The sequence below is a fragment of the Cryobacterium sp. SO1 genome, from assembly GCF_004210215.2.
Taxonomy (GTDB): domain Bacteria; phylum Actinomycetota; class Actinomycetes; order Actinomycetales; family Microbacteriaceae; genus Cryobacterium.
In genome coordinates, this window is sequence record NZ_CP067394.1 from 1362657 (window position 1) to 1381930 (window position 19274).

Genomic DNA, 19274 nt, shown 5'->3' on the forward strand with positions numbered 1-19274 from the left:
CTTCGGTGGCGGTTCAAGGCTCAACTGCCGAGCGTGGCGTGGTCCTCCGCGAGGCGCAGCTGGATCCAGATCGCAAGTTGATCGTCGGCACTGTCGAGCCGTAGCCCGAACAGTGTCTCTGCTCGCTTGATGCGGTAGCGCAGCGTATTGGGATGCACGTTCAGGTGCTGCGCTGCCGCGGCCATGTCACCCATCGCCGCGAAATAGGCGCACAGGCTGGCCCGGTACTCGGACCCTTTGGCGTGGTCATGGTTGATCAGGGCGGAGACCCCCGGATGCCTGAGCCGTGGCTTGTCGCGAAGCTCTCGCTTGAGGTGGAGCAGCAGCATTTGGGCCTGAATGTCGCCGGCGCTGGCGATATCGGGGAAGTGACCCGCACTGGACAAAACGCCCAGTACTTCATCGACCTCATGCCGCAGGTCGGAGAGGTGTTCGGGGCCGGTCTTCGGGGAGCTGAGTGCCGCATACACGCCGCACTCGAGCCGGGATTCGACGGCGGCGGCGGCCCCCTGTGCCAGCCTCAACGGGAAGGTAGCGTCGCGCACAGCGGGGAAGAGCACATAGACGATCGGCCCGATGGACACGCAGGAGACGTTCGCCCTGAAGACGCTGCAGTGGCCTTCGATGACACCGGTCAGTTGGCGCATCAGCGGTGGGGAGGCACCGGTCTCGGCGGCCTTGAATAAGAATGCGACGACGACCGATGCCACGCCCGGAACCACGCCGAAACGGGTCGCGGTGCTCGCGACAACGACCGACCCGTCGAAGACCGACCTCAACCACTCTGCGCGGACCTGCCGCTCGAAGTTGACCGAACTGCGGGCCTGCAGGATCTGTACAGCCGCCAACCTCGTGGCCTCCAGCAGAGCGGCCTCCGCATCAGGGTGGACTCCGCCTTCGGGCACGATCACCCAAATGGAACCCAGATCTTCCCGGCCGGCGCGCACCGCGGCGGCACAGCGCGGCAATTCTCCGTCCGAAGCGTCGAACGGGAACCGGACCATCCCGTTGGCCACCATGACCCGCCGGTATTGCTCATTGTGCTTTGCCAGATCGGGAACCTGGCGCGAGAGAATGCCACTGCGCCGCAACGGGTCGATCTCATGATGCTCGAGATTGGAGTAGGCCAACACGTTGCGGTCGACGTCCTCAATCGCCACCGCACCGTCGAAGGCCGTGGCGACGGCGTTGGCGAGCACGAACAGGTCGCTGCCCGCGGCAGAGTCGGTCGGGTCGACGAGCGATCGGCTGCGGATGACCGCGGTGATGAGGTTTCCGATGTGCGTCCAGGGTGCGTCGTCCACGACGCTCAGCACGGCGATGGGGATCTCGGCGGCGACGCGCACCAGCTCCAGGGGCGTGGACCCGCGCAATTTGACCACGATCGCACAGAACCCACGAACCGCGGCGACTCGCAAGGCGCTGAGCGTGTCGGCGGTGGACGGATCCATTCCGGTCATCAGAAGTACGCCTCCCGGAATATCAGGGAGGTCGTCGAGGGGATCGTAGACCACGGGAATGGACACTGACTGGTCCAGGCCGATCGCCCCCGTCAGAGAGTGAATGAGTTGACTGCCGAGAGTGTCGATGAGGCCCCCAAGGGTGAGGGGATTGGTGTCGGGTTTCACTGAAGGCCGCTTTCCCGGCACGCCGTGCCATTTTCTTGTTCGATCCCACAATCGGCTGCCCGAAAGCATAGCGGATGAGCCAAAGCCAGGGTCCCGGTCACCGACGAAACTCAACCTAACCCAAACCCGCGTCGGCGTGACCCGCCGATTGGCCGCACCTGGCCCGACACATTGAGGAAGCCCATGACGACAGCGCAGGAGCTCGACACCGCCGAGACGGAGCTCCTCGCTCTGTTTCCCGAGGTATCCGGCATCACTGCTGATGGGGAACTCACGATCGGTGGTTGCAGCGTCGTTGACCTGGCCCAGCGGTTCGGCACTCCCAGCTACCTCATGGACGAGGTGGGGCTGCGTCGGCAGATCCGTCGTTTCATCGACGGGCTCGCCATCCGCTGGCCGAACTCGGAAGTGATCTTCGCCTCAAAGTCCCTTCCGTGCGTCGCGATGTACGCGATCGCCCGATCGGAAGGCCTCAGCGTCGACGTGGCGGGCGGCGGCGAACTCGTCATGGCGCTGGCGGCCGGAGTCGACCCCGGTCGAATCTATCTGCACGGGAACGCCAAGTCCGACGCCGAGATCACGATGGCGCTGAACGCCGGCGTGGCCGGAATCATCGTCGACAACTTCAACGATCTCGACCGACTCGACCGACTCGCGACCGCGGAGCAGGGGATCCTGATCCGAATGATTCCCGGCATTTCGGCCCGGACGCATGCCTCCCAGGCGACTGGCGGACATGAGTCGAAGTTCGGGCTGCCCGTCGACCAGCTCCGCGCGGCGATCGGACGCGTGCGGGAGAGCCCGCTGCTTCGCCTCGACGGCATTCACGTGCACGTCGGATCACAGATACTGGGTACCGACCAGTTCGTTGAGGCCGTGGAATCCGTGGCGGCCCTGGGACCCTTCGCGGCCTACGACATCGGAGGCGGACTCGGCGTTGCGTACACCGACTCGGAGAGCGCCCCGACCGTCGACGAGTACCTCGACGCTGTGACGGAAGCCGCCCGACGCTTGCTGCCGCGAGGGGCCAAGCTGATGATCGAACCAGGCCGCGCGATCGTGGCTCGCGCTGGTGTCACCCTCTATACCGTCAACACGGTCAAGAAGACCGGCAAGACCTTTGTCGCCGTCGACGGCGGAATGGCCGACAACCTCGATATTGCGCTTACCGGGCAGAGGTACGAGGCCGTCGTCGCCAACAAGATGTCCCTTCCGCGCGCTGTAGTCAGCGACGTGGTCGGCCGGCAGTGCGAATCGGGCGACCTGCTCGTCGGGCCGGTGAATCTTGCCGATCCGCAGGTCGGCGATCTCATCGCCATGCCCGTCACCGGGGCCTACGCTTACACACTCGCGAACAACTACAACGGCGCACTCATCCCGCCCATCATCTTCTGCGCCAACGGTGTCGCCCGGGTCGGCGCGGAACGACAGGGCTACGACGACCTGCTCCGGCTGCACCAGCCGGCCCTCGAAGGCCCGTGGTGACGCGGCCATGACGACCCACAGTTCCATCCAGACGATCCCCCTCTCGAATAGCGTTGACAAGGAGAAGACCGTGAAACGTGCTTTTGGAAGAACCGCACTCGCCGCCGCCGCCGCGCTGGTCATGATCGGCCTGGCCGGCTGCTCGGCCGGAACCGCGCCCCAGGGCGCCGAACCATCCGCTTCGCTGGTGCTCGACACCTCCTTCGACGTCAAGACACTCGACCCGGGGCGTTCTTTCGAACCGACAGGTACGCTCGTCAACCATGTGCTTTATCAGACCCTGCTCACGTTTGCCGGAGACGACGTCTCGAAACCCGTCGCGGGCCTGGCAACCTTCGCGCTCAGCGATGAGGACAAGGTACTGACACTGACGATGACGGGCGATGCCAAGTTCACCGACGGGACACCGGTCACTGTCGACGACGCAGTGTTCTCGCTGCAGCGAGTGCAGGGTATCGCCGGCAACCCGTCATTCCTGCTCGATGGGGTCACGGTCGCCAAAACTTCCGACACCACGCTGACGCTGACCTCGGCGGCGCCCAATCCGACGCTGGCCTATCTGCTGCCGAATCCGAGCCTCGGGGTCGTCAACTCTGAGGTGGTCAAGAAGAACGGCGGGACCACCGACAAGAACGACAAGGCCGAGAGCTTCCTTAACGCTACGTCGGCCGGTTCCGGCCCGTACACCCTGGAGAGCTACGACGCCACCTCCCAAATTGTGATCAAGGCCAATCCGGAGTACAGCGAGAAGAAGCCGGCCTACTCACGGGTGGTGCTGCGCAACGTCGCCGGCGAAACCCAGAAGATAAACGTCGAGGCCGGAGAGTCACAGGTCGCGATCGACCTCAACCCTGACCAGGTCAAGGAGCTGCCAGCCGGCGCCCTCAATGTGAAGTCGTCGCCGTCGCGGTACACGATCTACATGATGCTGAACCAGGACCCGGCGGTGAGCAAGATCACCTCCAACCCCAAGTTCTCTGCTGCCGTGAAGCTCGCTCTCGACTACGACAAGCTCCTCGCCCTGGCAGGCGAGGGTGCGACCCGGCCCGGCGGCGTCGTTCCGTCGATGTTCGTCGGGGCACTGCCCGCCGCCGCCGGCAATCAGTTCGACCTGACCGCGGCGAAGAAGCAGCTCGCCGAATCGGGCTATGACGGCGAACAGGTCACGCTGCACTACGCAAACGACGTCACCGTGTCCGGGATCGCTCTGCAGCCTCTCGCGGAGACCGTGCAGTCCCAGCTCAAGCGAGCCGGGATCAACGTGGCACTCGCCCCGGCCCCGGAAGCGACCGAGCTGGACAACTATCGGGCCGGAAAGGAAGAAATGGGCATGTGGTCGTGGGGAGCCGACTACCCCGACCCCCAGAACTACATCGCCTTCGCCCCGGGTGAGAACCTCGGCACGCGCGCCGGCTGGCTTCCGGGTGCCAGCGCCAACGTTGACTCTCTGCGAGCGACCGCACAGGCAGCGTCCTTCGAGGATCGCGGTGCGGCCTACGAGCAGTTGCAGACGGCATTCAACGAGGAAGGTCCGTTCATCGCCTTGTTCCAGCCGGTCTCGAACATCGTGACGGCCACGTCGATTTCTTCCTACAACTCGAACTCGGTGTGGACTATTGACATCGCCAGCATCGAGTAACCGGGCCGGTGCGACGGAACGGATCATCACGATCCGCTCCGCCGCCTCGGCGCGCACGCTCCACCCGCTGGCCCGCTACCTGATGATGCGAGTGGCGGTGGGGGTACTCCTCGTCTTCGGCGTCACCCTGGTCACCTTCTCCCTGGCCAGCCTCGTGCCGGGAGACCCGGTGCAGGCGGCGCTGGGCGAGCAGGCCTCCGCGAACCCGGAGATCGTCGAGCAGTTCCGGCAGGACATGGGACTCGACAAACCCCTCCCTGTTCAATACGTGACCTACCTGGGCAACCTGGTGCGCGGCGACTTCGGCACCTCCGTGCAGACGAAGACGCCGGTGGCGGTCGAGCTGCAACGAGCGTTCCCCGCCACGGCAGAGCTGGCCGTCGCAGCCATCATCCTCTCGATCCTGATCGGGATCGGGCTGGGCCTCTGGGCGGCTCTCCGCCGCGGCAAGGCCACCGACCATCTCATCCGGATCATCAGTCTGGTCGGCATCTCCGCGCCCACCTTCTGGCTGGCCTTGGTGGCCTACTACTTCATCTTCTTCAAACTGCGGCTGCTGCCGGGCTCCGGCCGGCTGTCACCCGGAGCGATCGCACCGCAGAACGTCACCGGCTTCTTCACCATCGACTCGGCCCTGGCCGGACAGTGGGCCACCTTCGGAGACGCGCTGGGCCACCTGGTCCTGCCGGGCGCCGTGCTGGCTCTGTCCACCATCGGTCTGCTCACCCGCTTCGCCCGGTCGTCTGTGCTCGAAGTACTGGGCCTGGACTACGTGCGAGCCGCGCGGGCGAAGGGGCTGCCGGCATCCGCTGTCACGTTCCGCTACGTCTTGCGCGGCGCCCTGGTGCCGATCATCACCGTCGCCGGGATCGCCTTCGGGTCACTCCTGTCGGGGGCCGTGCTGACCGAGAAGATCTTCGCCTGGCACGGCATCGGCGAATACGCCTACAACGGCGCCACCCGCCTCGACCTGCCGGCCGTCATGGGGGTCGGACTTGTGGTCGGCATCACCTACATCGCCATCAACCTCATCGTCGACGTCTTGTACGGCTTCCTCGATCCAAGGGTAAGGAGAGCATGATGAGCGTTCTCGAACGCGGCCGGCCCCAGGGCCGCCGACTCCGGCTGCCGGGCAGATCTCGGCTGCCGGCCGCCCTCCGGTCACGGCTGGGCTTGATCGGGGCGATCATCATTTGCCTGTGGATCGTCGCTGCGTTGCTGGCCCCGTGGATTACCCCGGCTGATCCGCTTGCCCAGGTCTTCCCGCGGCTGCAAGAGCCCGGCGGAGCGAACCTCCTGGGCACGGATGCGGTGGGCCGCGACGTGCTGACCCGTGTCATCTACGGCGCACGCGTCTCCATGCCGCTGGCCTTCCTTGTCGTGGTGTGCTCGATGGCGATCGGCACGGTAGCCGGCGCTGTCGCCGGGTACTTCGGCAAGGGAGTCGACGAGGTCATCATGCGCATCGCGGACCTGGTCTTCGCGTTCCCGACGATCATCCTGGCGATGGTCATCGCCGCGGCCCTCGGCCCGAGCCTGACCAACGCCTTCATCGCCATGTTGGTTGTCTCCTGGCCGGGCTACGCCCGTGTGGCGCGGTCGCTGGTGATGGTGGCCCGCCAGAACGAATACGTCGTGGCGGGGCGCCTCCTCGGCGCCTCGGCGCTGACCTCGCTGCGCCGGGATGTGATGCCCAACGTGATCTCCCCGATCCTCGTCCTGGCCACGCTCAACGTCGGCACGGCCATCCTCGAACTCTCCGGTCTGTCCTTCCTCGGCCTCGGCGCCATCCCGCCCACAGCGGATTGGGGCGCCATGGTCTCCGACGGGGTGCAGCAGTTCTCATCCTGGTGGATCGCGCTCTACCCGGGTCTGGCGATTCTCACGATCGTCGTCGCGTTCAACCTCGTCGGGGATTCCTTGCGGGATTCACTCGACCCTCGCACGGCGACGGTACTGAACAGAGGCAAACGATGAGCACAGGGCTGAGCATCAGCGACCTCACTCTCCGGATCGGCAGCGTGGACATCCTCCGTGGCATCAGCTTCGATGTTCCGGCCGGGCAGATCACCGGCCTGGCCGGGGAGTCCGGTTCCGGCAAGACGATGACCGGCATGTCCGTCTGCGGCCTCCAGCCCGCAGACGCACAGGTGGGCGGCTCGATTCGGTACGACGGCCGGGAACTTGTCGGCCTGCCCGAACGAGAGCTGAACACGCTCCGGGGCAAGGAGATCGCCATGATCTTCCAGGACCCGTCGGCATCCCTGCACCCCATGCTGACCATCGGCACGCAGCTGACCGACCATCTCCGCCACCATGAGCGAATCCGCAAGGATGAGGCGCGAGTCAGAGCGGTCGAGGCGTTGGGAAGCCTGCAGGTTCCGGATCCGGAATCCGCCCTCAAGAAATACCCACACCAGTTCTCCGGCGGACAACTGCAGCGGATCGCCATTGCGGGCGCCATCATCTGCAATCCTCAGGTCCTCATCGCCGACGAGCCCACCACGGCCCTGGATGTGACGGTGCAGGCGGAAATCCTGAGACTGATTCGGCAACTCTGCACGGAGCGGCAGTTGGCCGTGCTGCTGGTAACCCACGACCTGGGCGTCATGTCAGCACTCGCGGACCGTATCGTCGTCATGCGCCGCGGGAAGATCGTGGAATCGGGTTCGCGGTTCGACGTCATCACCTCTCCGCAGCAGGACTACACCCGCTCGCTCATCGATTCCCTCCCCAATGCCCAAACCTGGGGTGCCGAGAAAGGTGCAGACTCATGACCGAACCTCTCCTTGACGTTCAGGGCGTCACCGTCAGCTACCGCCAGCCCGGACGAAGACGGCTCACCGCGGTGGACGGCGTCTCGCTGGATCTCGACCGCGGCCAGGTGCTGGGCCTCGTCGGAGAGTCGGGCTGCGGCAAGTCCACCCTCGCCCGGTCCATCTGCGGTCTCGAACCGCTGCAATCCGGGCGCATCCTCTTCAACGGGCAGCCCGTCGGACGGCTCGGCCTGCGCCGGCGCCCCCAGCACCTGATCGGGATCCAGATGGTCTTCCAGAACCCCTTTGCCTCCCTCAACCCCCGCCGCACGATCGGCAGCCAGATCGAAGACGGACTCCGAGCATCGACCCGCCCGGCTCGCTGGACCGTTGCCACGCTGCTCGACGAGGTCGAACTCGACCAGACGGATACCACGCGCTACCCCCACGAGTTCTCCGGCGGCCAACGCCAGAGAATCGCCATCGCCCGTGCGATCGCCGCAGGGCCTGACCTACTGATCGGCGATGAGGCGATCGCCTCGCTGGACGCGTCCCTGCAGGCCAAGATCGCCCGGCTGATGCGCAAACTCGCCCTCGAGACCGATGCCGCCCTGCTCTTCATCTCTCATGACCTCGCCGTCGTGCGGGTCATCGCGGACGAGGTCGCGGTAATGAGCCGCGGCGTCGTGATCGAGCGGGGGACCGTTGAGCGGGTGTGGAACGACCCGCAGAATCCGTACACCCGCAGGCTTCTGGCGGCGATTCCGGCGGTCGATGGTCTCGGGCGCCTGCCCGGGGCCGCGCCCCTCTCTCGCCAGACGTGAGGAATGCCGTGATCCCTCCCTCGCTCTCAGATCTGCTTGCCGGAACCCCGCTGATTGACGGTCACAACGACCTCCCGGCAGCCCTGCGCAAACGAGCCGGGTACTCGGTCGAGGGCCTCGACGGGCACCGCGAGGAGTTACACACGGACATCGCCCGGCTGCGACAGGGGCAGGTCGGTGCCCAATTCTGGTCAGTATGGGTGCCCTCGGATATCCCTGAGGATGCAGCGGTCGTGGCCACCCTCGAGCAGGTCGATGCGGTACACCGGTTGGTGTCACGGTATCCGCACGTGTTCGCTCTGGCGAGCAGTGCTGACGAAGTGGAGCGCACCTACGCGTCAGGGCGCATCGCTTCGCTGATGGGGATCGAGGGTGGCCAGTCGATCGCCGGTTCACTCGGCGCACTGCGTATGTTCGCCCGCCTCGGAGTGCGCTATCTGACACTGACCCACAACGACGACACGTCCTGGGCTGCCTCGGCGACGGGGCTGCGGCAGACCACCGGACTCGACGATGCCGGCCGGGCCATCGTCACCGAAATGAACCGGATCGGCATGATTGTCGACCTCTCTCACACCGCAGAATCCACCCAGCTGGACGCGCTCGCGGTCGCATCCGCCCCCGTCATCTTCTCCCACTCTTCAGTGCGGTCCCTCGCTGACCATCCTCGAAACGTATCCGATGAGGTGTTGGGCCTGCTCGCCCAGAACGGAGGGGCCGTGCACATTACCTTTGTGCCCGAATTCGTGTCGCAGTCCTGCATCGACTGGGGCACTGATCTGGCCGAGAAACGCATGGAGCTAGGTCTGGATCTGCCCCATGCCGACGCCCCGCGCCCCCCGCGCCTCGACTACCCGGTGGCACCGCGGCCGGGGGAGTCGGGCGCACAGGCGCAACAGCGCAACGACCCCCTGTTGGCTCAAGCCGGCAATGCGGATGCTGGTGCCTCTGCGACGGCGCGGAACGCCCTCTCACGGTGGCGGGAGCGGCATCCCCAGCCCAGGGCCACCGTGCGGGATGTTGCGGATCATCTCGCGCGCGCGCGGGAGATCGCCGGAATCGACCACCTGGGAATCGGCGGCGACTTCGACGGCACTGACTCATTGCCCATCGGTTTGGAGGATGTGAGCACCTATCCGGCCCTTTTCGCGGAGCTCGCTTCGCGGAAATGGACGCCCGTCGATCTGCGCAAGCTCGCCGGCCAGAACGTGCTGCGGGTCATGCGCGACGTTGAGGCCGCGGCTGACGAACCCATGTGGCCTTCGCGCCTCGGCTAGCACTCGGCGAGTGACGGAGGTTTCGGCACCTGCACCACTGTTCAACTGGACGCATTTATTCGAAGCAGCGAGCGGCCGACGTCCTCGCGTTCTCGACCGGCCAGGCACCAGCAACGGACCCACCGAAGCAATCAATGGCAGGCTCGAACACCTACGCGGCTCAGCCCCCGGCTTCCGCAACCTCAGGAACTTCATCGCCAGATCACTCCTGGCAACCGGCGCGTTCAGACCCACTTACACCCTCAAATTCGGTGAGCCGCCAACACCCGCGCCAGGTCGGGCTGACTACAGTCCTCTGAGACTTTCCGGCGGCCGTCGGGGAACCATTCCGCCAGTACGATGGCGCTGACAACGTCCGCCGAGCTCAGACCCCGAGCCTCAACCTCCTGCCGCACGCGAGCTACGTCGCGATGCGAGCACGAAACGTCCTCGCCGCTCTGGCAATCATCGGTACCTTGGTGACCTGGGCTGTCACGGCCGACGTGGTGTTCCGGCGCAAAGAACTCTGACCCGTCGCGTTGTACCTGCCTAGCGTTCGACGGGCCCGGTTCGGGTGCCACAAAGGATGCGTTCAGCGTCAGGCTGTGCCGTCACCGAGTGTTGGTCGGGGTTCTGCGTCGTAGTCAGCTTGGGCCGCCCGGATGGTCGCGGCGTGCTCAATTGTCCAGTCATAGAGCCTCCCGAATGGTTCGCGCAGCGATTCGCCGAGGGGGGGGTGAGGGCGTATTCGACGCCGATCGGGGATGTGGGGATGACCCGGCGGGTGATCATCCCGTTCCGCTCGAGACGCCGGAGCGTCTGGGTGAGGACGCGCTGGGTTACCCCGGACAGTTGGCGCTTGATCTCGTTGAACCGGGTCGGCTTCTCAAGCACTGCCAGTGCCATCATCGACCACTTGTCGGCGATCTGATCCAGGATCGGCCGGCTTGGGCAGTCCGCCGCGAACGGCACGCTCCCGTCACCGTGCGCCGTGTAGGAACTGGTATCCACCATGTGCCTTAGGACCTCCAAAGTGCGTTCTTGACTGTTTCTGTGCCTGCACGCAGCATAGGTATGCGAAACAAACTTACATGCTCAACGCATACTAGAAAAAGGCCCTCATGTCTCAAATGTATTCAACCTTGCAGGTGACCGTCGCGGACGGTGTCGCCGACATCGTGCTCGACAACCCTCCCGTGAACGTCATCAGCGCGATGATGATGAAGGAGCTCGACAGCGTCCTTGGGGAGCTTCGCGGAGACGATTCGGTGCGGGTGATCGTGTTCTCCTCGGCGAACCCTGAGTTCTTCCTCGCTCACGTCGATATACATATCCTCGACCAGGAAGACCTCTTCAACGAGCTCACGGCCGCCACCCCGCCGGGAGTGAACGTGTTCCAGGCCATTGGCGAACTGCTCCGCAACCAGCCGCAACCGATCATCGTCAAGCTCGCCGGCAAGGCGCGGGGCGGCGGTGCCGAATTCGTCGGGGCCGCCGACATGGTCTTCGCCGCGACTGAGACCGCCGGGATCGGGCAGATCGAGAGCCTCATGGGCATCGTGCCTTCCGGCGGCGGAACCCAGTATCTCCTTGAGCGTGTCGGCCGCAACCGGGCCTTGGAGATCATCCTGACCGGAGACCTCTACGACGCGACAACCGCAGCTGCGTATGGGTGGATCAACCGCGCGGTGCCCGCCGCCGAGCTTGATGCATTCGTTGATCGCGTCGCGCGCAACATCGCCGACCTCGCAACCGGCGTCGCCCTGCGTGCGAAGGAGGTGCTCTCGCCCGCTCGTCCGCTCGAGGGCTACGCGCGTGAGGAGAGGGCCTGGTCGAGCCTGATCGCGGGGCCGACCGCGCTCGGGCTGATGAGCAGGGCGCTTGAGCACGGCGCACAGACCCCGGAGGGCGAGGCTGACTTGGAGCAGCTCATGCGGTCCATGACCCGTTGACGGCGCCCGTCGTGGTCACTTTCACGCCCGACGGCCCCGCCCGCCCGGCCCGGAATTCCTTGCGCCTTGGTGATGTATGCGCTTACACTCGTCAGAACGTGCTTCAAAGACGACACGAAGGAACACTCTGTGAAACGAACACCGAAGTTTGCCGTGATGTGCGCCGCGCTGGTGGCGGGAACGTTCATCATCGTGCCGAGCGCCGCCGCCGACCCCGGCCCATCGACGGGGCCCACGAAGGGTGATCCCGCCGGAGACGACACGGTCCTCAAGGGCTATGCCGTCGACACCTGGGCCTCCCTCGACGCCATGACCGACAAGAAGACCGGGCTGCCCGCGGACACGCTGCAGGGCGACCTGTCCGGTCCGAGCGACAACACCAGCCCCACCAATATCGGCGGCTACCTGTGGTCGGTCATCTCGGCGCGGGACCTCGGCATCATCAGCAAGCAGGATGCCTTCAAGCGCATGAAATCCACCCTCAAGACCCTCGAGCAGATCGAGCGGCACGAGCCCAGTGGCATGTTCTACAACTGGTACTCGCCGCGCGACGGTCACAAGCTCACGACCTGGCCGGGTAGTGACGACCCCGTCGACCCTTTCCTGAGCTCGGTCGACAACGGCTGGCTCGCCGCGTCCTTCCGCATCGTCGCCGAGGCCGAACCCCGCCTCGCCCGATCGGCCGATGCTCTCTACGCCAGCATGGACTTCGGCTACTTTCACAATCTCGAGGGCGGAGCGAACGCCGTCAACGGCGCCGGGCTTAATCGCGGCGGTTTCTGGGTGACACCTCCTCCGGGCTGCAGCGTTCCCGGCAACTACGGCGACGACGGCTCAGAGCTGTACTACACCTGCCACCACTACGACACGAGCGTGAGCGAGGCGCGAATCGTGAACTACCTCGGAATCGCCAACGGACAGATTCCCGCTGAGGCCTATTTCGGAACCCTGCGCACCATGCCCGATCAGGGCTGCGACTTCGACTGGCAGGAACAGAAGCCCACCGGCGAAACGAGGGAGTACCTCGGTGTGCCCGTCTACGAGGGCGTCTACGAATACCGAGGCATGAAACTCGTCCCGGCCTGGGGCGGCAGCATGTTCGAGGCCCTGATGCCCGACTTGCTCGTGCCCGAAGCCGACTGGGGGCCGCAGTCCTGGGCTGTGAACCACGCGGCGAGCGTGCGCGCCCAGATCGAGCACGGTCTCGACGAGGCCGGCTACGGCTACTGGGGCTTCTCCCCGGCGAGCGATCCATTCGGCGAGTACGCGGAGTACGGAGTCGAGGGAGTGGGAATGAGCACCGACGGCTACGCCTCCGACCGGGAGCGAACCAACGTCGATGCCGGCTACGAGGGATGCCGCGAGGCCGGCAACCCGAACCCCGAGTTCGGCGATGGCGTCGTGACGCCGCACGCATCATTTCTCGCCCTTCCGTATGACAAGCCGGCCGTTCTGAGCAACCTCGCGGGTATCAAGAACGACCTGGGCGCTTATGGCCCGGGCGGCTTCTATGACGCCGTCGCGACGCAGACTGGCACCATCGCCGACCGGTATCTCTCCCTCGACCAGTCGATGATCATGGCCGCGATCGCCAACGAACTGCTCGACGACCGGCTCAAGCACTACTTCGTCGACGACGACTTCGAGGCGGCCGTGCGTCCGCTCGTAGAAGCTCAGATCTTCGGTTCCAAGCTGGAGTGATCGTGTTCAGGTGACAGAGCAGGACAGTCGGACGTCGCGAATGGCGGCGGTCTGTTGCTGACTACACCGTCTGGACTGACCATTCCGTTCTGAATTTCGATGTGAACGTCAAAGCTGGACAGTCGCGCGGCTTTCGTATGTGCTCATGTGCTTCTCCTTGTGGATGGGGGCGAACTCATGTGGTTAATCGGGGTTGAACTCAGGGGTTTTGGAGGGGTGCGCGACTGCGGGTGCGCCCCCAGGCGGCCCAGACGAGCGGGCCGATGACGGGGAAAAGGATGGCGATGGCCACCCACACGCCGCGCTCGAATCCGCTGAGCCCGGGGCGTTGGGCGATGCTGATGACGGCGAGCACCCAGAGGGTTATCCACACAACGGCGATGACGATGAGAATGACGGTGTGGGTGCCGCCGGCGTCGTTCACGAGGCCACCGTCAGCACTGCCGCTTCCCGGGCCGCCCAATCCGTGAATGATGTCGCGGGGCGGCCGAGGACACGCAGAACTCCGTCGCTGAGGTACGCGTCGTCGCCGCGGCGGATGCCGTCAAGCATCGCCATCCGCCAGGCGATGTAGCCCTCTGGTGTTCCGGCGTCGCGGAGGCGCCTGGTGTGCTCCAGTGGATCCTCGTCTCGGAAGTCCATTGGCTGGCCGCTGCGCTCTCCGAGGATTTCGACTGCCTCGTGGAACGTGTGGGCAATCGGTCCGGAAAGCTCGATGGTCTCGCACGCCCAGGCGTCGTCGACCAGCACGGTGGCGGCCACGTGTGCAATGTCTTCGACGTCGATGAACGGCTGGGCTCCGCGTGCGACCGGCGCGGTGACAGTTCCGTCGATGGGAACGAACATGGCCTCGGTGAAGTTCTGTGCGAAGTGCGTGGGACGCAGGATGGTCCAGACGAGTGGGCCGACTCGCAGGGCTGTCTCTGCGCGAGCCACAGCTCCGTCACGGAGGAATTCGACGCCCCGCGCGGAGAGGAGGACAGCGTGCCTGACGCCCTGGGCTTGCGCGACAGCGAGGAGTTGGGTGAGCGATGATGACCAGTCGGTGGCTGATCCGGGGCCGATGATGAAGACGCCTTGGACCCCGTGGAGCGCCCGGGTAAACGTCTCGGGCGCCGTCCAGTCGAAGGTCACGTCGCCGTGGGTGCGGCTTGCGACCCGGGCGTCGTGCCCTTGAGAACGCAGGATGTGGCTGAGGCGACTGCCGACTTTGCCGGTGCCGCCGATGATGAGGAAGGTGCTCATGGTGACCTTTCGTGGGTCTGGTAGGTCTGGTGGGTGTGGTTGGTGCTGAGCAGTCACCGTCAAAGTGTTCAGCCTCGACGCGTTCGGGGACTGAGCCGGCTACTTTTCGACGACGGGTAGTGCTGCTGCGAATTCAGGACGCGTGACGGGGTGGCCATCGATCGACTCGTAGAGGGCCTTGACGCGGCCCATCTGATCCATGAGGGTGGCTGGACCTCGGAAGGGCTTGCCTCCCATGTGCCAGCCGTCGGTGTGCAGTTCTTCGATCATCACCCAGACGACTTCGCGGAAGGCTTCAGATCCCTCGAACTTGACCATGACGTCGGTTAGTTCTGCGGCGAGGGCGTGCTTTTCTTGCTCGGTGAATACTCCATCGACGAGTGAGACTCGGACGAGAGGCATGATGTTCTCCTTGGAAGGTTTGGTCGGGAGCGAATCTCCTGGCCGTGTTCCAAGTTTGTGTTCAGGCGGTTCTGGGCGGACCTGCTGTGCGTGCCGGGGTGCCCACAGATCGTGCCAGGCACGTGTTGATCACCGCGCCTGCACTGGTGGTTCGGGGTTCTTGAGTTGGTCCCGGTAGAGGGCTGGGCTCTGGCCTACGCGGCTGACAAAGACGCGCCGGAGCGTTTCCGCTGTGCCGAAGCCGCTCAGCAGGGCCGCGGATGCGACGGTCTCCCCGTTTTGGAGGAGCGTCTGTGCCGCTTCGATGCGCACAATTTCGACGTAACGGGCGGGTGTTGTTCCGACCCCGTCGTGGAAGAGGCGTGCCAGCTGGCGAACGCTGACCCGTGCGAGGGTGGCCATGTGGGCGAGTGAATAGTTCGCCGCCGGGTCCGCGGCGATGGTGTCGAGCAGCACGCGCAATGGGTTGTCCTGCGGCACCGATGAGCGTGATGGGGCGGAGAACTGGGACTGGGCTCCGGGACGTTGCATGAAGACGACCATTTGTCGGGCGACATCCCGGGCTACGTCTGGCCCGTGGTCGTCTTCGACCAGAGCGAGGGCCAGGTCGATCCCGGAGCTGACGCCGGCGGAGGTGATGATGTTGCCGTCGCGCACAAACAGCGCGTCTGGTTCCACCGAGATGAGAGGGAAAATCCGAGCGAACTCCGCCACCCGAAGCCAGTGGGTTGTCGCTTTGCGATGGTCTAACAAGCCGATTGTGGCGAGAAGAAAAGCTCCGGTGCACACCGACGCGATCCGGTCTGCCTGTCGGGTGATAGTTGTGACCGCCTCGGTCAGGTTGGGAGGGAACGGTTTGGAGATCGCTCCGTATGCTCCCGGAATGATCACGGTGTCGAGATGAACTGAGTCCAGGACGGCCTCGTCGGCGACCAAGCGCAGGCCGTTGGAGGCTCGTGCGTCGGTGCCGTCCGGCGACAGGAGGACCGTTCTGTATGAGGCGCCGAACCGGTTGGCGTGATGGAACACATCGGCGGGCCCGGCAACGTCGATCATGGTGACATTGTCGTAAATCAGGATCCCAACCACGTGCTCGTGCGAAAACATGATTCCCGCCTTGTCAACTCGTGTGTGCGGCAGAAGCGAGAAGTGCGGGGAGATCGACGTTCCCGCCGGTCACGAGCACGCCGACAACTTCGCCTTCCGCGGGAACGTACGCGCCGCTGAGCAGCGCGGCCAACGCAGTGGCACCGCCACCCTCAAGTCCGATGCGTAGTTCGTTCCAGGCCGCCAGCTGGGCGGCGGTGATCGCTTTGTCGGCGACGTCGACGTGGTGCACCCCTTGTGCCAGCACGGCGTCGAAGCACAACTGTCCCACCCTCCGTGGACCGAGGCTGTCGACGGCTGGGCCCGACACGGACACATCGACCGGGTGTCCGGCATCCATGGCGGCGCCGAGGCAGCGCGCGCTGATTGGCTCGACGGCGACCACTACAGTAGGCGACCCGGTCAAAGCCGCCAGCGCACCGGCCAACAGCCCGCCGCCACCGACCGGCAGCAGAATCGAGTCGAGACCAGGGACCTGTTCGACGAACTCGGAGGTCACCGTTCCCGCTCCGGCGACCGTGAGCACCTGGTCGAATGGGTGGATCATCGCCGCCCCGGACTTGGCGGCGGCCAGCTGCGCCGCTGCCAGGCTCTCGTCGTACACGTCACCGACGACGGTGACGTTCGCCCCGTACTCAGCAAGTCGCCGCAGTTTGATTTCAGGGCACGTCGTCGGGACGAAAATGGCCGCAGGCACTCCCAGCAGTCGAGCCGCCCAGGCGACAGCCTGCCCGTGGTTTCCGCCGCTGGCGGCGATGACGCCGGAGGGCGGGATCGTGGTCGCCCGCAGACTGTTCAGCGCTCCGCGGGCTTTGAATGCGCCTGTGGACTGGAGAGATTCCAGCTTGAGCCAGAACGCGGGATGGCTGGCGCTGAGCTGGTTGGCTTCGATGCGGATGACCGGTGTGCGGCGCACCTCGGTGCCGAGTCGTTCCTGCGCGGCCGCCACGTCAGCGGCAGTGACCGCGAGGCGGCGTGCCGGATCAGTGTCCACGTCCGGCCACCGCCTGGATCTCGATCTTCGCGCCGAAGGGCAGCGCACCGGCCTGGAAGGTGAAACGTGCGGGGGCAGTGGCGATATCCGGGAATGTCTCCCTCCACCAGTCGTTCAAGGCACTGTAGTCGCCGATGTCTGCGAGCACGCACTGGACGTAGATGATCTCGTCTCTGGAGTAGCCGGAGGCTTCTGCAATGGACGCGATATTGTGCCAGGCCAGTTCGGTTTCCTCGAGAAAGGTTCCGGCCTGGAATTTACCCTCAGCGTCGAGCGCGGGCATGCCGCTGATGAAGCAGGTTCCGTTGACGTCCCCGGAGAGGCTGAACGGGAATCCGGAGGGCAGACCGGAACCTGCGGAGGTGCGATTGATTGCCATTTCTTGAATCCTTTTCTACTCGGTGCGGTCGAACGAGGGTGCCCGGTTCAGGATTGGGCGATAGCGACGTGGCGCTGGGTCTGGTCTCCGACGACGCTGGTGATCTGATCACCCGCCCGCAGGTACTCCGGGGGGTTCATGCCCAGCGCTACCCCTGACGGTGTTCCGGTGAGGATGACGTCTCCGGGCAGAAGTGGCAGGATCGCGGACAGGTAGGCGATGAGTTCGCCAACGGAGAAGATCATGTCGGCGGTACTCGATGACTGGACGGTCCGACCGTTGATCGCGCAGGAGAGTTGGATGTCATCTGGGTTTTCGAACTCGTCCGGGCTGACCAGGACGGGGCCGAGCGGGGTGTAGCCGGGGAACGACTTACCGAGACTGAACTGCGGTGTTCCGACCGGCCGCATCTGCACGTCTCGTGCCGAGTAGTCCTGCGCTGCAGTGACGCCGGCAACATGTGCCCACGCGTTCGCTTTGTCGACGTGCCGCGCCTCGGTACCGATCACGATGGCCGCTTCGACTTCCCAATCCACTTGGTCCGTGAACAGGACGAGCTCGCCGATGGCTGGGGCAACAGACGTGACGAACTTCGCGAAGACCAGCGGGGTGGCCGGCGCGGGAAGACCGGACTCGATCTGATGGGCATGGTAATTCAGACCGATTCCGAATATCTGTCGGGGACGAGGAACGGGGGAGTCGCACTCTTCGGGCGCGAAGGCAGCGCCGGGCCCGAGGTCAGCGGAGTCCGCCCACGAGAGGAACCCTTTCCACTGGTCGTAGACATCCTGGGCATCAGGCCCGAACAAGCCGGCGCTCGCACCCGCTATGTCGAAGACCTCGTCACCGCGGACGATCTTGGCCCGCGAATCGATAACAGCAATTCTCATGACTACAGTCCCTCAATTTGGGTGGAACAATTGGCGCAGACGGGTGAATCCAGGTCGGCCAGGCGCCTACTCGGCGGCGCGCTGTGCCAGACCTCGCCCGAACGACACGTTGGCGAGTCCGGCTTCGGTGATCATCACGAAGACATCCTCCGGGCGAACCAGTCCGGCATCCACGAGGTTTTTGTTCATCGCCGCCAGGAGGGCCTTCTTCATCACATCGTCGCGACCTTCCAGGAAGGTGATCTCGATCATGAGAAGTTGGGCTGTGTAGTCCATTCCGAGGTAGGCATCGGTGTGCTGGAAGTTGTCATCGTCGAACTCGGTGAAGAGCTGGTATCGGTCCGCTTCCGGAACGTTCAGGGTGCTCACGAGCGCCGCCTGAATGGCGGTCCCGATTGCAGTTTTTTCCGTGGCTGTGCGGCCTTTGCGTAGGTTTACTTTGACCAACGGCATGCGAATTCCTTACTGTCGTGTTCCCCTCGCTAGTGTCCGGGGCCGTCCGCCCATGATCGGGCTCGAAAATCTGTGCGGAGCCAAGGCTCCGGGGTCACACCGCCTGCAACAGTGAGCGCAGGGCGTTCGCGGCGTCCACACCAACCTTCGCCTCGAAATCTCGCTGGGCTTGCTCCCACAGCGGCTCGCTCCGGTGGCGGGTTTCGACACCGTGCGTGGTGAGGAGGATGGTGACCGCGCGACGGTCCGAGTCCGACTTCCCGATGCTCACCAGCCCCTGCTTCTCCAGAAGACGCACATTGCGCGCAGCGGTCGATCGTTCCAATTCGGCTGACTTGGCGAGGTCTTCAACGGACAGCGCGGTCTCGTCACTGAGCCGGCGAAGCAGGGCCAGCTGAGCGATGGTGATTCCCGCCGGCTTCAAGGCGGCATCGTACATGCCGGTCACCTTGCGGGTCGCCGACCGAATAGTGGTGGAGTAGCAGTCGGTCTTCATATTTGCGAGTATATACACGTAAAAGTGTTTCCGTCTAGGCGGAGAGTCACCGCGTTGAGCCGAAATG

20 protein-coding genes and 1 pseudogene are annotated in these 19274 nt (G+C 64.9%); 10 read left to right on the plus strand and 11 right to left on the minus strand.

The window, feature by feature from the left end:
* Window positions 1-20 precede the first annotated feature (20 nt).
* Window positions 21-1628 (minus strand): CdaR family transcriptional regulator, encoded by a 1608-nt coding sequence (locus tag BJQ95_RS06355; RefSeq protein ID WP_256041551.1) that lies wholly within the window; start codon window positions 1626-1628, stop codon window positions 21-23.
* Window positions 1629-1811: 183 nt separating this feature from the next.
* Between BJQ95_RS06355 and lysA the strand changes: the two genes are divergently transcribed.
* From lysA to BJQ95_RS06395, 8 genes and pseudogenes are all read left to right on the plus strand, one after another.
* Window positions 1812-3113 carry a diaminopimelate decarboxylase gene (lysA, locus tag BJQ95_RS06360; RefSeq protein ID WP_130178573.1) on the plus strand — a complete coding sequence of 434 codons (1302 nt, stop codon included), beginning with the start codon at window positions 1812-1814 and terminating at the stop codon, window positions 3111-3113.
* Between the two features lie 70 nt (window positions 3114-3183).
* The gene (locus BJQ95_RS06365) at window positions 3184-4752 is read left to right on the plus strand and encodes an ABC transporter substrate-binding protein (protein ID WP_205750187.1); all 1569 of its coding nucleotides are present in this window, start codon (window positions 3184-3186) and stop codon (window positions 4750-4752) included.
* Window positions 4730-5833, plus strand: coding sequence for an ABC transporter permease (locus tag BJQ95_RS06370; protein ID WP_240694860.1), 1104 nt, complete (start codon window positions 4730-4732; stop codon window positions 5831-5833). Before BJQ95_RS06365 ends, BJQ95_RS06370 begins: the two co-directional genes overlap by 23 nt.
* Window positions 5833-6729: an ABC transporter permease gene (locus BJQ95_RS06375; RefSeq protein WP_130178571.1), complete on the plus strand. Its 897-nt coding sequence runs from the start codon at window positions 5833-5835 to the stop codon at window positions 6727-6729. The genes BJQ95_RS06370 and BJQ95_RS06375 overlap by 1 nt, the downstream gene beginning before the upstream one ends.
* The gene (locus BJQ95_RS06380) at window positions 6726-7529 is read left to right on the plus strand and encodes an ABC transporter ATP-binding protein (RefSeq protein WP_130178570.1); all 804 of its coding nucleotides are present in this window, start codon (window positions 6726-6728) and stop codon (window positions 7527-7529) included. Before BJQ95_RS06375 ends, BJQ95_RS06380 begins: the two co-directional genes overlap by 4 nt.
* Window positions 7526-8332: an ABC transporter ATP-binding protein gene (locus BJQ95_RS06385; RefSeq protein WP_130178569.1), complete on the plus strand. Its 807-nt coding sequence runs from the start codon at window positions 7526-7528 to the stop codon at window positions 8330-8332. Before BJQ95_RS06380 ends, BJQ95_RS06385 begins: the two co-directional genes overlap by 4 nt.
* An 8-nt stretch (window positions 8333-8340) precedes the next feature.
* Entirely contained in the window at window positions 8341-9609 is a 1269-nt protein-coding gene (locus BJQ95_RS06390) for a dipeptidase (protein WP_240694859.1), read from the plus strand.
* A gap of 62 nt (window positions 9610-9671) precedes the next feature.
* Window positions 9672-9864, plus strand: a pseudogene (locus tag BJQ95_RS06395) (transposase); the annotation flags it as partial.
* 273 nt (window positions 9865-10137) lie between these two features.
* Here the strand turns inward: BJQ95_RS06395 and BJQ95_RS19500 are convergent.
* Window positions 10138-10602 (minus strand): helix-turn-helix domain-containing protein, encoded by a 465-nt coding sequence (locus BJQ95_RS19500; RefSeq protein ID WP_205750186.1) that lies wholly within the window; start codon window positions 10600-10602, stop codon window positions 10138-10140.
* 116 nt (window positions 10603-10718) lie between these two features.
* On the opposite strand from BJQ95_RS19500, the gene BJQ95_RS06400 reads away from it, so the two are divergent.
* Window positions 10719-11540: an enoyl-CoA hydratase/isomerase family protein gene (locus BJQ95_RS06400; RefSeq protein WP_165384991.1), complete on the plus strand. Its 822-nt coding sequence runs from the start codon at window positions 10719-10721 to the stop codon at window positions 11538-11540.
* A gap of 129 nt (window positions 11541-11669) precedes the next feature.
* Complete coding sequence (locus tag BJQ95_RS06405) at window positions 11670-13241, plus strand: glucoamylase family protein (RefSeq protein ID WP_240694858.1); 1572 nt, start codon at window positions 11670-11672, stop codon at window positions 13239-13241.
* 199 nt (window positions 13242-13440) lie between these two features.
* On the opposite strand, the gene BJQ95_RS06410 is transcribed toward BJQ95_RS06405, so the two are convergent.
* The 9 genes from BJQ95_RS06410 to BJQ95_RS06450 form a co-directional block, all read right to left on the minus strand.
* Window positions 13441-13665, minus strand: a complete 225-nt coding sequence (locus BJQ95_RS06410; RefSeq protein ID WP_165384990.1) for a PLDc N-terminal domain-containing protein — start codon at window positions 13663-13665, stop codon at window positions 13441-13443.
* Window positions 13662-14486 (minus strand): NAD(P)H-binding protein, encoded by an 825-nt coding sequence (locus BJQ95_RS06415; protein ID WP_130178566.1) that lies wholly within the window; start codon window positions 14484-14486, stop codon window positions 13662-13664. The genes BJQ95_RS06410 and BJQ95_RS06415 overlap by 4 nt, the downstream gene beginning before the upstream one ends.
* A gap of 99 nt (window positions 14487-14585) precedes the next feature.
* On the minus strand, window positions 14586-14888 hold the full coding sequence (locus BJQ95_RS06420; protein WP_130178565.1) for a tautomerase family protein: 303 nt from the start codon (window positions 14886-14888) through the stop codon (window positions 14586-14588).
* Window positions 14889-15017: 129 nt separating this feature from the next.
* Complete coding sequence (locus tag BJQ95_RS06425) at window positions 15018-15995, minus strand: GlxA family transcriptional regulator (protein ID WP_130178564.1); 978 nt, start codon at window positions 15993-15995, stop codon at window positions 15018-15020.
* A 13-nt stretch (window positions 15996-16008) separates the two neighbouring features.
* Window positions 16009-16989: a serine/threonine dehydratase gene (locus BJQ95_RS06430; protein WP_130178563.1), complete on the minus strand. Its 981-nt coding sequence runs from the start codon at window positions 16987-16989 to the stop codon at window positions 16009-16011.
* Entirely contained in the window at window positions 16979-17368 is a 390-nt protein-coding gene (locus BJQ95_RS06435) for a RidA family protein (RefSeq protein WP_130178562.1), read from the minus strand. Before BJQ95_RS06435 ends, BJQ95_RS06430 begins: the two co-directional genes overlap by 11 nt.
* Before the next feature lie 47 nt (window positions 17369-17415).
* Window positions 17416-18258 carry a fumarylacetoacetate hydrolase family protein gene (locus BJQ95_RS06440; protein ID WP_130178561.1) on the minus strand — a complete coding sequence of 281 codons (843 nt, stop codon included), beginning with the start codon at window positions 18256-18258 and terminating at the stop codon, window positions 17416-17418.
* Between the two features lie 66 nt (window positions 18259-18324).
* A complete protein-coding gene (locus tag BJQ95_RS06445) occupies window positions 18325-18711 on the minus strand; it encodes a tautomerase family protein (RefSeq protein WP_130178560.1) in 387 nt (128 codons plus the stop codon).
* A gap of 94 nt (window positions 18712-18805) precedes the next feature.
* Window positions 18806-19207: a MarR family winged helix-turn-helix transcriptional regulator gene (locus tag BJQ95_RS06450; RefSeq protein ID WP_130178559.1), complete on the minus strand. Its 402-nt coding sequence runs from the start codon at window positions 19205-19207 to the stop codon at window positions 18806-18808.
* Between the last annotated feature and the right edge of the window lie 67 nt (window positions 19208-19274).

Bases quoted from the DNA above. Each gene is read 5' to 3' on its own strand.
- BJQ95_RS06445 (WP_130178560.1), bottom strand. From the start codon at position 18,711: ATGCCGTTGGTCAAAGTAAACCTACGCAAAGGCCGCACAGCCACGGAA.
- BJQ95_RS06450 (WP_130178559.1), bottom strand. From the start codon at position 19,207: ATGAAGACCGACTGCTACTCCACCACTATTCGGTCGGCGACCCGCAAG.
- BJQ95_RS06420 (WP_130178565.1), bottom strand. From the start codon at position 14,888: ATGCCTCTCGTCCGAGTCTCACTCGTCGATGGAGTATTCACCGAGCAA.
- BJQ95_RS06385 (WP_130178569.1), top strand. From the start codon at position 7,526: ATGACCGAACCTCTCCTTGACGTTCAGGGCGTCACCGTCAGCTACCGC.
- BJQ95_RS06400 (WP_165384991.1), top strand. From the start codon at position 10,719: ATGTATTCAACCTTGCAGGTGACCGTCGCGGACGGTGTCGCCGACATC.
- BJQ95_RS06415 (WP_130178566.1), bottom strand. From the start codon at position 14,486: ATGAGCACCTTCCTCATCATCGGCGGCACCGGCAAAGTCGGCAGTCGC.
- BJQ95_RS06425 (WP_130178564.1), bottom strand. From the start codon at position 15,995: ATGTTTTCGCACGAGCACGTGGTTGGGATCCTGATTTACGACAATGTC.
- BJQ95_RS06435 (WP_130178562.1), bottom strand. From the start codon at position 17,368: ATGGCAATCAATCGCACCTCCGCAGGTTCCGGTCTGCCCTCCGGATTC.
- BJQ95_RS19500 (WP_205750186.1), bottom strand. From the start codon at position 10,602: ATGGTGGATACCAGTTCCTACACGGCGCACGGTGACGGGAGCGTGCCG.
- lysA (WP_130178573.1), top strand. From the start codon at position 1,812: ATGACGACAGCGCAGGAGCTCGACACCGCCGAGACGGAGCTCCTCGCT.
- BJQ95_RS06375 (WP_130178571.1), top strand. From the start codon at position 5,833: ATGAGCGTTCTCGAACGCGGCCGGCCCCAGGGCCGCCGACTCCGGCTG.
- BJQ95_RS06440 (WP_130178561.1), bottom strand. From the start codon at position 18,258: ATGAGAATTGCTGTTATCGATTCGCGGGCCAAGATCGTCCGCGGTGAC.
- BJQ95_RS06380 (WP_130178570.1), top strand. From the start codon at position 6,726: ATGAGCACAGGGCTGAGCATCAGCGACCTCACTCTCCGGATCGGCAGC.